General features: G+C 70.5%; 9 protein-coding genes. 2 read left to right on the forward strand and 7 right to left on the reverse strand.

Annotated elements, in window-relative coordinates; translation table 11 throughout:
- Nucleotides 1-384: 384 nt before the first annotated feature.
- The 4 genes from QLQ12_RS46160 to QLQ12_RS46175 all read right to left on the reverse strand — a co-directional run bounded on the left by QLQ12_RS46160 (nucleotide 385) and on the right by QLQ12_RS46175 (nucleotide 6386).
- Complete coding sequence (locus tag QLQ12_RS46160) at nucleotides 385-1521, reverse strand: hypothetical protein (protein WP_282767443.1); 1137 nt, start codon at nucleotides 1519-1521, stop codon at nucleotides 385-387.
- A gap of 390 nt (nucleotides 1522-1911) precedes the next feature.
- Nucleotides 1912-2718 (reverse strand): alpha/beta fold hydrolase, encoded by an 807-nt coding sequence (locus QLQ12_RS46165; RefSeq protein WP_282767444.1) that lies wholly within the window; start codon nucleotides 2716-2718, stop codon nucleotides 1912-1914.
- A 9-nt stretch (nucleotides 2719-2727) separates the two neighbouring features.
- Nucleotides 2728-3561, reverse strand: a complete 834-nt coding sequence (locus tag QLQ12_RS46170; protein WP_282767445.1) for an alpha/beta fold hydrolase — start codon at nucleotides 3559-3561, stop codon at nucleotides 2728-2730.
- An 80-nt stretch (nucleotides 3562-3641) separates the two neighbouring features.
- A complete protein-coding gene (locus QLQ12_RS46175; protein ID WP_282767446.1) occupies nucleotides 3642-6386 on the reverse strand; it encodes a helix-turn-helix transcriptional regulator in 2745 nt (914 codons plus the stop codon).
- Between the two features lie 658 nt (nucleotides 6387-7044).
- Between QLQ12_RS46175 and QLQ12_RS46180 the strand changes: the two genes are divergently transcribed.
- Nucleotides 7045-7893, forward strand: coding sequence for an SGNH/GDSL hydrolase family protein (locus tag QLQ12_RS46180; RefSeq protein WP_282767447.1), 849 nt, complete (start codon nucleotides 7045-7047; stop codon nucleotides 7891-7893).
- Here the strand turns inward: QLQ12_RS46180 and treS are convergent.
- Nucleotides 7839-10091, reverse strand: a complete 2253-nt coding sequence (gene treS / locus QLQ12_RS46185) for a maltose alpha-D-glucosyltransferase (protein ID WP_282767448.1) — start codon at nucleotides 10089-10091, stop codon at nucleotides 7839-7841. The genes QLQ12_RS46180 and treS overlap by 55 nt on opposite strands.
- Nucleotides 10092-10173: 82 nt before the next feature.
- Between treS and QLQ12_RS46190 the strand changes: the two genes are divergently transcribed.
- Complete coding sequence (locus QLQ12_RS46190; protein ID WP_282767449.1) at nucleotides 10174-12501, forward strand: protein kinase domain-containing protein; 2328 nt, start codon at nucleotides 10174-10176, stop codon at nucleotides 12499-12501.
- Between the two features lie 88 nt (nucleotides 12502-12589).
- On the opposite strand, the gene QLQ12_RS46195 is transcribed toward QLQ12_RS46190, so the two are convergent.
- Both QLQ12_RS46195 and QLQ12_RS46200 read right to left on the reverse strand, forming a co-directional pair.
- Nucleotides 12590-13375 (reverse strand): hypothetical protein, encoded by a 786-nt coding sequence (locus QLQ12_RS46195; RefSeq protein ID WP_282767450.1) that lies wholly within the window; start codon nucleotides 13373-13375, stop codon nucleotides 12590-12592.
- A gap of 107 nt (nucleotides 13376-13482) precedes the next feature.
- A complete protein-coding gene (locus tag QLQ12_RS46200; RefSeq protein ID WP_282767451.1) occupies nucleotides 13483-14343 on the reverse strand; it encodes a CPBP family intramembrane glutamic endopeptidase in 861 nt (286 codons plus the stop codon).
- Nucleotides 14344-14799 lie beyond the last annotated feature (456 nt).

Here is a 14799-nt window from a genome sequence, read left to right on the forward strand (position 1 = left end):
CAACTGCTCGGCCAGCCGCCGGATCGTCGGTTTGGGGTCCGACTCGCGATACAGGCGCACGGCACGCGCCCGCAGTTCGTCGGGGTACTTCTTCGGTGCTGCCACAGATGCTTCCTTCCCATGATCAGTCGATCATGTTTGAGAAGCTCCGTTGAAGCGGGGGGAACTCAGTGGGCTTCGGAGTGTTCGGGGAGGCGTTCCTAGTCGCGGGAGTCGCGACGGGCGCGCATCAGCCAGAACAGGGAGCGTTCCACGATCCGGCGACGCGTTCTGTGGAATCTGTTTGTCAAGTTGGTGGCCGTGGAACGTAGGGTTTGGCCGGTTCGCAGGCATCGGCAACAACGAGGAACGCCACGGTTCCGCCCGAACCACATCCTCGGATGCTTACGAGGTTCTGGCTGTGGATTGGAGCCTTCCGAGCGCGACCATACGGCGCATGATGGGGATGGGGATGACGGGGTTGCGGGCAGCGTAATCGGCACTGCCCGCATCGAGCAGCAGCGTCACCAGGGCTTCGAGCGGCATCGAGGGATTGAGCCAGGCTCGTCGGCGGACGCCCTGGTCGGTGTCGGCAGCAAGTCTCTGGAGCGATTCTGGCGAGAGGCGCTGGTCCTGGCCGGCGGCTCTGCGCACGACCGGATCGGGGTCGCAACTGAGCTGCTCGGCGAGCGCGTTCGTAGAGGCCGGGTCGGTGAGGGAGAGGGCCCGCATGCGAGGGTTCGGGTCCGTCACGTAGCGCAGCAGACCGTCGCGGGGGAAGTTGGGGTGATCATGCGGTCGGCCGAGGAAGGACAGGCTCCCTTCCCACCACGCCGCCACCTCAAGGAGCATCTCTGGTGGGGCATCGTCGCATGACTCGGCGAGGAAGAGCCGCACAACGCGGTCCTGGTCGCGGGCGAGCGCGGCCACCACGTCTGTGGGCAGACGTGGTGCCCTTGCGACGCTGCGTCGGATCAGCAGCTTCGGCGAGGCCGCGAGCTGGCGCATGGCTTCGGCGTTCTCGTGCAGGGCGCCGACCCACCAGAGCGCCATCGTCCGGTCGCCCGGGTCGATGTCAGGCGCTTCGGCGGCCATCGCCGCGATCTCCTTCGGCGTCTGGGGCGGCATGGCGTCGGGGCGCGGAGCACGGCCGACACCACGGCCGCCGCGGGAAAGTCGCCGTGCGGCCAGATGTTCTCCCGCTAACTCCGCGAAGAGTTCTCGCTGCCGCGGATCCGGCGTGGTGGCGACGAGCCGGTCCCACTGCGTGGCGGAGAGGTGACCGGAATCCGCAGCGATGGCGCGCACGTCCCTGGCATCGTGGGAGATCGCAGCGTCCATGACCTCGGGCGGTAGGTCCTCCCGCCAAAGAAACCCGGCCTCGCCGGCCTCCAGGAGGCTGAGGAGCACGTCGACAGGTGCCGCGCGGTTGAAACCGAGCCCAGAGAGCCAGGACAGGGCTACTCGCCGGTCGAGGTCGGTAGCGGCAGTCAGCCTGGTCCAGGTCCCGTCAGGCACGTCGGCAGGCTGTATGTCGGGCACCGGTCAAAGGCTAGAACACTGGACCGCCAGCCGACCCGAGGCCCGGCGCGCTGCAACCAGAGCAGCGGACTTGCATCGGCCGAAACGGGCCGCGCCACGCCGGCGCGGCGCGGGTGACAGATCGCGTCCGGATCGGTGCCGGCTCAGGTGTGTCCGTGCCGGACATCGATGATGCGGCGCGGCGGATCTTGATGTAGCGAGACAGGCATTGACGCGGTCGTCAGCCCATCGATTCGCGGCGCGTGCAGCCGGCGCGCCCCGGCCCCGCGGGCCGCGGGTCGCCGCTGTCGAGCGCGCGATCCGCGGCCCGCGGGGCCCCCCCCCCCCGGGCGGGGGGGGGCCGCGGGGGGGGGGGCGCCCCCGCCCCCCCCCGGGGGCCCGGCAGCCGGGTCAGCCCGCGGCGCGGGCGATGAGTTTGGCGACCGTGTCCGGACGCGAGACCGCCACGGCGTGTGAGGCTCCCTTGACGGTCACGGTGGCGCGTGAGCCGGCCCGGTCCGCCATGAACTTCTGCGCCCGCAGGGGGATGTTCTTGTCGGCGCCGGCCAGCAGGAACCACGAGGGGATGCTCGCCCAGGCAGGTGTGCCGGACGCCTCACCCAGCGCGGCGTCCCGGATGGGACGCTGGGTGGCCGCCATGAGGGCGGTCTGGCGCGCCGGGACGTCGGCCGCGAACTGCTGCCGGAACAGCGAGGGCTTGATGTAGAGGTCGTTCGAGCCGTCCGGCAGCGGGACCGGTGCAAGCGTCTCGCCCAGCGTGCTGCCGGGGTACTTCCCGGCGAGCTGCGCCGCGGCCTCGCCCTGCGCGGGGGCGAAGGCGGCGACATAGACCAGCGCCTTGACCTTCTCCGACCGTGCCGTCACGTTGGTGATGACAGCGCCGCCGTACGAGTGGCCGACGAGCACCACGGGCCCGTCGATGCCGGCGAGACGCGCGTCGAGGGCGTCGGCGTCGGAACGGACTCCGCGCAGAGGGTTGGCCACGGCGACGGTGCTGAAGCCGCGCCGCTGCAGCCGCTCGATGACGGGGTTCCAGCTGGCGCCGTCGGCGAAGGCGCCGTGGACGAGGACGATCGTGGGCTTGTGCCCGGTCCGGTGAGCGGCTACCGCGTTCGACGTGCCCAGCAGGGCGACCGCGACGAGCGTGGCCAGCAGAGCGGTGACGCGTACGGTGACGCGGTGTTTGAGCGTGCGCATGTCCGGCTCTCAGTCTTTCAGGAAGGCGATCAGGGCGGCGTTGACCTCGGCCGCGTGGGTGAGCAGCAGACCGTGCGGAGCACCGTCGATCTCCACGTAGCGCGCGCCGGGCAGGCGGCGGCGGAACTCGCGGGCGGTGGCGTCGATCGGCAGGATGCGGTCGGCGGTGCCGTGCAGGATCAGCGACGGCACGTCGATGCGCTCCACATCGGCACGGAAGTCCGTCAGCCATGCCGGGACACACGCGTACGCCGCGATGGGCGCCGAACTGATGGCGGTGGCCCAGTTCGCCCGCAGCGCGGCCTCGCTGAGACGGGACCCGAGCGTCTCATCGGTGTTGAAGAAGTCGACGAAGAAGTTCTCGTACCAGGCGTAGCGGTCGGCCTCGGCCTGCTCGGCGATGCCGTCGAAGACCGTCTGCGGCACGCCGGTGGGGTTGTCCTGCGTCTGCAGCAGGAACGGCTGCAGCGCGCCGAGGAATGCCGCCTTCGCCACCCGCTGCGAGCCGTAGGTGCCCAGATAGCGGGCCACCTCGCCGGAGCCCATCGAGAAACCGACGAGGACGACGTCACGCAGGTCGAGCTGGGTCAGGACGGTGTTCAGGTCGGCGGCGAAGGTGTCGTAGTCGTACCCCGTCATGGTCTTGCTCGACCGGCCGAAGCCCCGGCGGTCGTAGGTGATGACCCGATAGCCGGCCTTGACCAGCGCATCGGTCTGCTTCTCCCATGACTGCCCGTCCAGCGGGTAGCCGTGGATCAGGACGACCGGCTGGCCGGAGCCGTGGTCCTCGTAGTAGAGATCGATGCTGGTCGAGCCCTCGGTGCCGACGGTGATGGTTCCCATGGTGCGCCTTCCCGCCCGTCCGCCGTGTGCGGACCGGGCATGGCATCAACCTAGGGAGCCGGCGGCGTCGGCCGCGTCCGTCAGACGACGTCTTCGGCGTACGTCATCGTGCCGCGCAGCACTGCCGCGAGCTCGCCGCGAGCGGTCACGCCCAGCTTGGGGAACATCCGCTGCAGGTGGGTGCTCACCGTCCGGGGTGAAACGTACAGCCGCTCGCCGATCTCCCGGTTCGTCAGCCCTTGCGCGGCGAGCTGGGCGACGTGCAGCTCGGTCGAGGTCAGCTGGTCGACAGCGGCCGGATCCTGGCGAGGGGACGACGCGCCCGCGGCGCGCAGCTCCTGGCGTGCCCGCTCCGCCCACGCTGATGCGCCGAGGGCCTCGAACACCTCGCGCGCCGCCTGCAGGACGACGCGGGACTCTGCGGGCCGCCGGTGACGTCGCAGCCACTCGCCGAGCGCGAGGTGCACCCGCGCCCGTTCGAAGGGCCAGTCCACGGGAACGGCGTCGAGAGCCGCCCGGTAGAGCGACTCGGCGGTGTCCGGCGGGCTCAGCAGGGCACGGGCGAGGCGCAGCCCGCAGAGCAGGGCGGGGGAAGCAGTCAGCTTCCCGAGCGGGGTCAGCTCCTCCAGGATGTCGCGCGCCACCGGTGCGGACTCGCTGCGCACAGCCGCCTCGGCCAGTTCGGCGACCGCGTAGAAGCGCAGCCAGGGATGGAAGGCGGGGTCGGCCGGGTCGAAGACGCGGTGCAGGTGCCCGAAGGCGTCGCCGTAGCGGCCCTGGCAGAGCGCGGCGTGCCCGCGGGCCGTCTGCACGATGGCCAGCACCGGGCGCACCCCGCCGGGAAGGGCGGCGCGCTCCGCCTCCGCCGCCCACACGTCCGCCCGCAGGTCACCGCAGACGGCGGCCAGCTGCGCACGAATGGCGTGCACCATCGCGTGCACCAGAGGCTGACCGGTCTCGCGGGCCAGCTCGGCGGCCTCCTCGGCAGCGAGGGAACCAGCGCGCACGTCACCGAGCCGGGCAGCGCTCCCCGCCTGGATGCAGAGGGCGCGGGCCAGCATCGACAGCTGGCCCTGCGCCCGCAGGGCGTCCAGTGGCCTGGCCGTCAGCCGCATCGCCAGGGCGGGAGCGCCCATCGTCACCGCGGCGCCGCCCAGGAGCGGGTCTGCCTCGGCGTCCTCCGACGAGCGTTCCAGCTGTCGCACCAGGGACTCCATGACGGCTCGACCGCGCTCGACCGGCGCGCAGTATGCCCGCAGGGCCACCAGGAAGGGGTTTTCCGCGTCCACGGGCATCCGGTCGGCGGCGGTGACGACCCGCTGCCAGGCGGCCGGCCCCGGTTCCCCGTAGTAGCAGGGCAGAATCGCGCCCCACAGCATGCGCAGCCCCAGCAAGGGCTCGCCGGCGGCGATCTCGACGGCCAGCTCGGCCAGCTCGGCGGCCGCGGTGCCCTCGCCCTGCGCCCACTCGCTGCGCACGATGCCGACCCAGGCCGCACGGCCCTGGTCGCGAACCGAGAGGTCCAGCGAGCCGGCCTGGGCCAACAGGTCCGCGACGACGTCGGACCGGCCGGACGCCAGCGCGAGCTCCGCCGCGCGCAGCAGCCGGTCCGCGCGGGCGGACGGGTCCGCGGTCAGCTCCGCCGCCCGCCGCAGCGCGGCCAGCGCTGCGGCGGCGCCGCCGCGCCGCAGGGCCCTGCCGGCGGTGGAGTCCAGGTCCCGCGCCGCTTGCTCGTCGGGACCGGCGGTGGCGGCGGCGCGGTGCCACGCCTGCCGGTCGGGCTGCCCCTGCAGCACGCAGGCCAGGGCGGCGTGCGCGGCCTGTCGTTCCGCGGCGGTCGCCGCGTGGTGCATCGCCGAACGGACGAGCGGGTGCCGGAAGGTCATCCCCCACGCCTCCACCAGGCCCGCGCCGACCGCCGGCCCGAGGGCGGCGGCGTCGACCGCCGTCCCGAGCATCCGAGCCGCCGCGGCGAGGCACTCGTCCATCGTCCCGTCACCGTTGAGGGCGGCGAGGAGCAGAACCGCCCGGGTGTCGGCCGGAAGGCGGGACACCCGTGCCGTGAAGGTCCGCTCCAGCCGCTCGGTCAACGGCAGCGGCCCCGGGGTGAGCGCGTACGCCCCACCGACCGATTGCAGCGCCACCGGCAGCTCGGTCAGCGCCAGCGGGTTCCCCGCCGCCTCCTCCAACAGCCGCCGCCTGACCTGCTGCCCCAGGCCGGGGGCCACCGCGTCCAGCAGCTCACCCGACACCTCATCCGTCAACGGGTCCAGGTGCAGCACAGCCAGTCCGGCGCCGCCGAGCCGCTCGTCCGTGCCCCGAGTGACGACGACCAGGACGAGAGGGTCCGACTCGATCCGCCGCGCGACGAACCCGAGCACATCGAGGCTGGCCCGATCCATCCAGTGGGCATCCTCGACGACCACCAGCAACGGCGCCTTCACCGCCGCGTCCGACAACAGGGTCAACGCGGCCAGGCCGACGAGGTACAGGTCGGGCACAGCCTCGTCGACCAGCCCGACGGCCGCCCGCAGCGCGGCCCGCTGCGGTCCCGGCAGGTCGTCGATCCCGTCCCGCAACTGGTGGACCAATTGGTGCAGGCCGGCACAGGGCACGTCCTCCTCCGACTCCACACCCACCGCCGTGATCACCCGGGTCCCGCTGCACGCGGCCCGCGCCGCCGCCTCGGCCACCAACGCCGACTTGCCGATTCCCGGAGCACCGAGGACGACCACCGCACCGCCCGACCCGGCAGCCGCCTGCTCGACCAGAGCAGCCAGCGCCCGGCGCTCCGTCTCGCGACCGAGCAGCGCCCGTCGTTGCATGCCACGCTCCATCTTCTCCGTGCGACTTCCGTTGGCCGCAGAACGCCGCGGCCTCCCCCGGCCGAGGGCCCCGGCCGTAACTTCCGGAAGCCGACCGGGAGATTGCCGGAACGTGATGCGCACCATGACACGCACGCCGCATCGCGGGAACGAGAGGGTCCGGGTCCGCAGGCGTATTTGAGCACCAGCCCGGACATTCGACGGAATCCCGGCCCGACGAGGTGGTGCGACTCACATCCGGTCCCGACAGCCGCCGCAGGGGCGACGGTGTCATCGATGCCGCTGCCATCGGGCATGAGGCGCTCGTCCGCCAGGGATCGCCAGTCCCTGGTACGGCCACGCTCCGCATGTGACCGTTCGACGCCGCTGAAGCCAGGCGCCGCCTCTTCACCGAAGTCGAACGGAAAGATCCACATGCGATTGCGCATCCCCACGGCGGCAACCCGCGCCGCGACGTGTCCCAGCAGCAGGCCTCGTTGATAGCCGTGACGCAGCGTCCCCTCCGCGACGCGGCACACACCGAGAGTTCCGGGACGCCGGCGGGGGCCTGGCTCCTCGTCGCCGGCGCCGGCCGCGACATTCCCGTCAAGGCTCAGCGCGGGATGGCCGACCGGGCAGGCTCGCGACGAACCGTGGCGAACATTTCGGGACTTCGCCCGTGACCGGACTTCTCGGTGCGGTGCTCGGTGCGGTGGTAGCCATGGCGGCCGGCACGGTCGCGGTCATCGTCGGACAGGTCCGCAGCGTGCAGCGCATCATCCCCGTCGCGACGCAACCGCCGCCGCGGGCCGAGGGCCTGATCGGCCCGCGGCTTCCCGGCCCACCGCTGACCATGACGGTTCTCGGCGACTCCTTCGCCGCCGGTTACGGAGCCACCAGACCCCGAGAGACTCTGGGCGTCCTGCTGGGTACCGCCCTCGCCCGCCGCGCCCGGCGGCCCGTACGACTGCACCGGCCCGCCTTCGTCGGCGCCATGTCATCGGATCTGCCGCACCAGGTGCACGCCGCACTGCACCATGCGCCGGATGTCGCCATCATTTTCGTCGGCGGCAACGATGTCACCCGGTTCGCGCCGCTCAGGGCGGCGGCACGGCATCTCGGCGACGCGGTCGGGCGGCTCCGGGCCGCCGGCTGCCTGGTCATCGTCGGCACCTGCCCCGACCTCAAGGTCCTGCCACCGCTGCGGCCACCGCTGCGCTGGCTGGCCGCCCTGCGCAGCCGGCGGCTGGCAGCCGCGCAAACCGCCGCGGTCGAAGCCGCCGGCGGCTATCCAATCCCCCTGGCCGAACTGCTCAACCCCTTCTTCGAGGCCGATCCGGTACGCATGTTCGGCGCCGACAGCTTTCACCCCTCACCCGAGGGGTACGCACGAGCGGCCGCCGTCAGCCTGCCGCCGCTACTGGCCGCGCTACGCGCCGAAGGCGTCATCCCCCGCCCCGGCACGGGGCTGGATCAATCCAGCGGCTCGGACGGCCTGGGTTCCAGGACGAGGAACAGTCCGGCGTAGGGGTCGAGTGAGACGCTGAAGCTCTGCAGCCCGTCCACCCGGCCGATCTCTTCCCCGGCGGTCGCGGTCACGGCGGTCGCGTTCACCACCGCGTGACCGGGGGTCAGGCACGTCGAGCGCACGTTGCCGTGGATCGTGTCACCGGTGAAGTTGAGGACGGTGACCTGGATCGGCGCGTCGACGACGGTGGTTTCGCCACCGTCGAGGCGGTGAACCAGAACGAGCATGCCCGGGTGGGGGACGTCGGGGATGTCGAGCTGTGTGGCGACGGCGATGTCGTGGTGACGGCGGGTCACGAGCACTGAGCACAGGCCGGCGACGAACGACGTGTCGGAGGCCAGCTGGGTGGGAAGGGAGCCGTAGAGGGAGCGGCCGCGCGGCATGCCGGAGGAGGAGACGGCGGCGTCGGGGGCGAGGCCCATGAGGTCGTGAGCGCTGCGGTGGATCCAGCGGGTGTCGCCCGTGGCGATGAGGTCGCGGACGGCGTCCGCCGGGACCGGGAGCATGCCGAGGAGGTCCCAGCCGGAGAGGGCGAACACCCCGGGTTGCCACGCGTTGTACATGGCCAGCAGCAGGTGCGCGCGGCGGATGTTCTCGACATGCTCGTCCTGGATCTCGTCGAGCGTGCGCAGTCCTTGTGTGGCGGCGATGACCGACGCGGTCGTACAAGCGATGCCGTTGGTGGTGAACACGAGGTTGTAGTCGGCCGCCTCGCCGGTGAGGCAGCGGAGCAGGTCCGCGCGGATCGTCGCGGCGAGTTCGCCGCCGGACGTTTCGCGGCCGCGGAAGTGATAGGTGTCGGCGCAGTGCAAGGTCGCCCAATGCACGAGCTCGTAGGTGAGCTCGTCGTGGTTCTGCAGGGCGTGCACGAGGCTCACCGGGTCCACCCCGACTTCGATCGAGGTCCGCAGCGTCAGGCGCAGGAACTCGGTGTCTCCCGTGGCGAGAGCGTGGTGGTACGCGGGGCGGTTGACGAAGTCGTAGGAGAGGTCGGCCCCCACCCGGCCGGTGTCCCGGATGTCTTCGACGGTGAGGTTGAGCTCCTGAAAGGTGAAGCCACCGACCTTGCGGACCATGCCGGCGATGACGTGGTTCGCTGCCTGCGACAGCGGGTGTCCCTCCGACCAGGCGGGCAGCCCTTCGGCGCTCTTCTCGACCCCGAGGAAACCGTTGGCGTCCAGCCGAAGCGCGTGAGTGCCGAGGTCTCCCAGAGAGTGCAGGGCGTCGCCGATGACCAATCGCATGCCCGCGAACGTCGGGTCGAGCCAGTTGATCGAGGGTTGCCCCTGCTTGAAGTAGTGCAGGTAGACCCACCGCCGCACTTTGCCATCGACCCCGGCGACCGGCGCGGTGGCGCTCCAGTTGGTCTCCTTGACGCCCGGGGCGTAGAAGATCACCCGTTGCAGGGCGCCGATGATGTAGCCGGCGCCCGCGAGTTTGGCCTCCGCAACGGCGTCGAGGTTGATCGCGTCCTGTCCCTCGGGCACCTCCGGCAGCAGATCCCAGTCCTCCTCGAGGACCTCGACCATGTGGTAGATCCCCGGGTAGTCCTCGTACGCCATCTCGGCCAACCGGAAGTCCGGCCCCTTGCCGGTGTGACCGGGGACGATGTCGTCGATGACGCTGCCGTTACGGGCGTCCGCCACCTCGCACAGCCGCCGGAACTCCTCCTCGGTGCCGAAGGCCGCGTCGATGTGTGTGCTGATCCGGTCGAAGTGGCCGTCGACGCTCGGCGTGAACTGCCAGCCGCTGATGCCACCGGCTCGCTTGACCGGACCGGTGTGCACCGCGTCGATACCGATGTCCTGGAACGCCTGCCATAGCTGGTCGCTGCCGAGCGTCGCCAGGAAGGACTCCCCGGGCCGCGTCACGAGAGAGATCGGGTACGCGGTGAACCACACCGACGCGGTCCGCAGCGCGCGACGGGCGTCCGGCCGCGCGTACGGGTTGCGCCACATGCTCGGCTGCCCTGACAACTGCCTGCTCAGGACGTCCGCATCCGCCAGCATCGACTGGCTGACCAGCCACTGGACGTAGGACGGGTTGGTCCCGTCGGCGGCACGCCAGTCGGTGCGCCGCTGGTCGGGACGCCGCAGCTGGGCTCGCGGGCGCAGCGTCTGCGGACGAGCCGGATAGCGCTGCTCGTCGTACGTGATCTCCGTCGCGTTGTGCTCGACGGCTGGGAACTCCTCGTCCACGCTTCTTCTCCTCCCCCGGCCTTCCTGTCGGAAGTACAGCTGCGGGATCCGCGCTCACCCGGGTACCGGTCGGTCGGCTCAGATGGGTACTGACCGCCCGCTTCCAACTCTGATCTTGCATGACCGGTTGACGACGCGCTCCGTTTCTCGTCCACGGAGTCGTTCGCGGCAGCGCCGGCCGGCCGGCGTTCGTCGGCCCGGCATGGAGGGTCCGCAAATAGCCCATCAGCGCCTCGGGTCGCGGCGGCCGCTCCGCCTGGCGCTCGGCGTGGCGAGCCTTACGCTGCTCACGCTGCTGGTGCAGGGCCTGAAGGGACCGGCTAGGGTGGCCGCTGTGTCGACCTCTGAAGACGTCTCGGAGCAGGCTGACGGCCTGACCCCGGCGGTGCTCGTGGGTGGCCGATACCGGTTGTTGCAGCGCCTGGGCAGTGGTGGCATGGGCGTGGTGTGGCTGGCCGTCGATGAGGTGCTGCGCCGCCGGGTTGCCATCAAGGAGTTGCACCTGAACTGGGGCAGTTCCGACCAGACGATCGCCGCGGGTCGTGAGCGTAGTCTGCGGGAGGCTCGCGCTGCGGCGGCGTTGCACCACCGGAACATCGTGGCGGTCTATGACATCGTCGACCACGACGGCCGGCCGTGGATCGTCATGGAGCGCGTGGTGGGCCGATCGCTGAAGGACGTGGTGGTCGAGGACGGTCCGTTGCCCGTCGAGCGAGCGGTCGCGATCGGGTTGCAGCTGCTGTCGGCGTTGCAGGCGGCCCATGCCGCGGGTATCACCCACCGGGATGTGAAACCGGCCAACGTGCTGGTCAGTGACGGCGACGTGGTGAGGCTGACCGACTTCGGCCTGGCCGCCATGGCCGACGACGACAGTCTCACCGCGACCGGTGCGATGCTCGGCACCCTCGGCTATCTCGCCCCCGAGCAGGCCAACGGCCTGGCTCCCGGCCCGCCGGCGGACGTGTTCGGGTGCGCCGCCACCCTGTACTACGCCGTCGAGGGGGTGGGCCCGTTCCACCGCGACGAGTACCTGCCGATGCTCGCCGCGTACGCGCGGCACGACATCCGTGTCCCGCAACGGGCCCAGGCCCTGACACCGGTGCTGCTGCGGTTGCTGTCGGCGGATCCGGCCAAACGGCCCACCGTTGAGCAGGCATGTGAGCTGCTGCTGGGCGGCAACGTGCGCCAGCGATGGGTGTCACGGCGGCTGCTGCTGGCGGCAGGCGGCGCCGGCGTCGTGGCGGCCGGCGTGGGCGTGGTGCTGCGCCCGGACGCTGGGTCGCGGCCGTCCACGGCGCCCTCGGTGTCGCCGCGGCCTCTCGGTGTGGGCCGGCGGCTCTGGGAGATCGATGACGCGCGGCCGGTCACCTCGCACGGATCACGCCTGGTGGTGGCGAACTGGCAATACACCGAAGTGCGCGGCGTCGATGCGGCGACCGGTCGGCAGCAGTGGCGCCTGGAAAGCAGTCCGCCAATCTTCAACCCGGACGTTGATGAGGGCTTGCTGTTGCTAGATGACGGTGGCAAGACGGGCAACGGCTATCGGGTCATCGAGGTAGCCACCGGCACGCAGCGCGCCAGCTTCAACATCCCAGCGGCCACCGGTGCCGCTGGGGGACTCGTGTTGGCTCAACCCTGGAAGTCACCCTTGGCCGCCCACGACGCCGCCAACGGCCGACAGCGGTGGACCGCACGCATCGACGGAGAGCTGGGTCAACATGTTGTCACCGGTGCCGACGATCTACTCATCGCGTCGGTACAGAAAGCCGACAGTCAGCGCTGGCTGTACGGCCTTCGCCGGAAGTCGGGTGTCATCGTCTGGAAGCATCGGCTGAGCGCCGCAGGATCCATCGAGGCGATGTGGGGAACCCGTGAGCATGTGTACGCCGCCACCGTAGAACGAGGAGAGCTCGCACTCGTCGTGCTGGCCGCCCAGACCGGCGTTCGCCTCTCCGCCCTGCCCCTGACCAACTATGAGCCCGATACCGACCCGTCGGAATGGCAGGTTCGGGTTTCTCTCGTCGGGACGGCAGCCGGTCTTCTCGTTGCGGTCGGTGACCCGCGGGCTGCCGGGGAACACTCCGGAATCATTGCGATCGAGGGGGCCGGAACTGTCCGTTGGCGGCGGCAGCTGCTCGATCCCACCATGGCAACGACCGACGAGGGGCGCCTCTTCGCCGGCACCGACGACTCGGTACTGCATGAACTCGACCCGGCCACCGGGCAGACCCTGTGGTCGACCCCCACACCCGGACCCGCCGGCCAGCTTTTCACTGCCCCCGACATGCTCATGGCGCTGTTCGGAGGAACCGTCGTGGCTTACGACCTCGGTTCCAGTGGAACCAGCACGGCGGGCAACGGCGTGGGCGGCGCCGGTGGCGCGACGGCGCAGGCGGGACACGGTAACTGAAATCCGACCCGGTTGCCGGCAACGGGCCCGATCGGCGCGGATACGTCCGGCCGGCGGCGGCCCGGAAGAGGCCGCCGCACGGAACGGCTCAGGCCTTGGTGGCGCGCAGCATCATGTACGCGACCTTGCCCGCCTCCACGTCGAAGGTCATCGTCCAGCCCGGCTGACCGGCCGGTAACTCGTACCGGCCCTCCGAGGTGGACTTCAGGCCCTTGCTGTCGTACGCCGCCCTCAACTGCTCCAGGCTCGACCCGCGCGAGACACCCTCGGCCGTGGTCGCCTTGGGCGGCGCCGCGATGGTGGTCATCAGGTCGCCGGTGAACGACACCCCGCCTGCGGTCAGGAAGGCGGTGAGCCGCTCTCCCATCCGTTCGGTCGAGGCGGCCATCGCCTCGATGCTCTTCACCGCCGCGCTTGCGGAGTCGGCCGCCAGCCGGGCCGACGTCGCGGACTCCTCCGCGGAACGGCCGTGGGTCCTGCGGTACTTATCCGCCTTGGCTCGGGCCGCGTCCGCCGCCTTTCCGGCCTTCTCGACGTCCTTCTCCAACTTCTCGTCCGCGGCCATCCGGCCCGGGTCGGGCGCTGGGCCGCCGACGAACGAGTAGTCGTCGCCGTCGCCCACCGTCGACACGGGTGAGGTGATCAGGTCACCGGTGGCCAGCGCCTCGCTCCTGGTCATAGTGATCCGCAGCTTGCCGTACCCGTCCGGCCCGAAGTGCTGCGTCCTGACCGCGGCGGACGACGCGCCCGCCGCGGGGGTGTCGCCCGGCCCGGTGCTGCAACCCGCCAGTGCGGCGGTGCCCGCCAGGGCGGCCAGGGCGCCGATGAGCAGGCCCCGGCGTCCGATGGTGTCTTTCCGTTCCCCGTGTCGCATGGCGGGCAGCGTAGAGCAGCATGATCCGCCGCGCCGCCCTGACGGGCGCCGATGCGACCCCGGCCACCCCGCGGCACACCGGGTTGCTATCGCTGAGAAGCTGTTCGCTACCCGTTCGGTCGAGTCAGGTGCTCCCGAGGGGCGGCATACGCAGCTGGAGAAGGGTGGAGGCCCGCCGCGGGCGTGAAGACTGTCGACCGCAGCAAGGGCAGGCACACCAATGCCAAGGCCACGTTGCCGCAAATGAGGATCTGCCATTGATTGACCTGGCCGTCACCCGTCAGCAACTGCTCGGTGAGAAGACCCATCACGATATTGTTGCCGGCGTGGGCCAGACTAGTGATCCACACCGAACGAGTCCTGGCGTAAAGCCAACACAGCATCACCTCGAAGAGCATGAACATCACCGTCCACAGCACCATGCTGACGGTGTGATCGTCGAACTCGGCGTAACCGAGGAAGGCAAGCGGATAGTGCCAGACCGCCCAGACGAACCCGGTGGCCGCCATTGACAATCGAGGTCGGCCGGGCACCAGGCGAGGCCAGAGGAAACTGGTCCAGCCGAACTCTTCTCCCATGTATACCGGCATCAGCACAACCTGCAGCAGCAGCAGGAACAGGATGCCGCTCGGGCCGCCTGCCGGCGTCAGGTCCGGTTGCCACCAGCCCGCGACGATGGCACACGCCAGAGTCAGCGCGGTGACGACCAGGGGCGCCACCCACGCGAGGATCCAATACCGCCAGGATTCGCGCACTCTCAGTCGCAGGCCCGCATCGGCGAATCCCTCGCCCGTGACCCATCGGCGCACGACGAAGGCGCCGATCGCCGGCATGAACGCCACCGGTAGTTGGACCAATGGATTGACGAGTGACCAGCCCATCACCAGCCGGGCGAAAAACAGATATGGCCAAACTCCGCCGAATGCTATGGCGATGAATACGACGATTCCTCGAACGCGAAGAGACATCGTTGAAGACAATCATCGAGACCTCGTACGAGTCACTGGCACCAGCCGGCACAACCCGGGTATGGCTAGCCATACCCGAGGGACGGCTCCAGGCCGTTCCCGTACTGCCCGAGATGCCACAGTCGCGGATGGCCGTGACTGGCTGACCCCTGTACCGCGTCGTCGCGGCACAGGAAGTGTGGAGAGCCAGACCCCGCGGTTCAGGTCCGTTGCCAACGAAGTTTGCCCGCGTCATCGGATCATGTTCCACGCGAGGTTCTCGCCATCGATGGCGGCGCGCGCCTCATGCAGCACTCATGGTGACTACTAGTGACGCTGGTTCGCATCACTGAACTGATCTCAGCAAGATCCGGATAGGTATTTGTATTCGTAGTGGGTCAGATGCAGTGCGGCGGCGACGATGTCGCCGATCCGGCGCGGGCTGACGGTGGCGTACCGCGGTGTTTTCCATCGGCC

Origin of the sequence: Actinoplanes sandaracinus (genome assembly GCF_030009775.1) — a bacterium.
GTDB lineage: Bacteria > Actinomycetota > Actinomycetes > Mycobacteriales > Micromonosporaceae > Actinoplanes > Actinoplanes sandaracinus.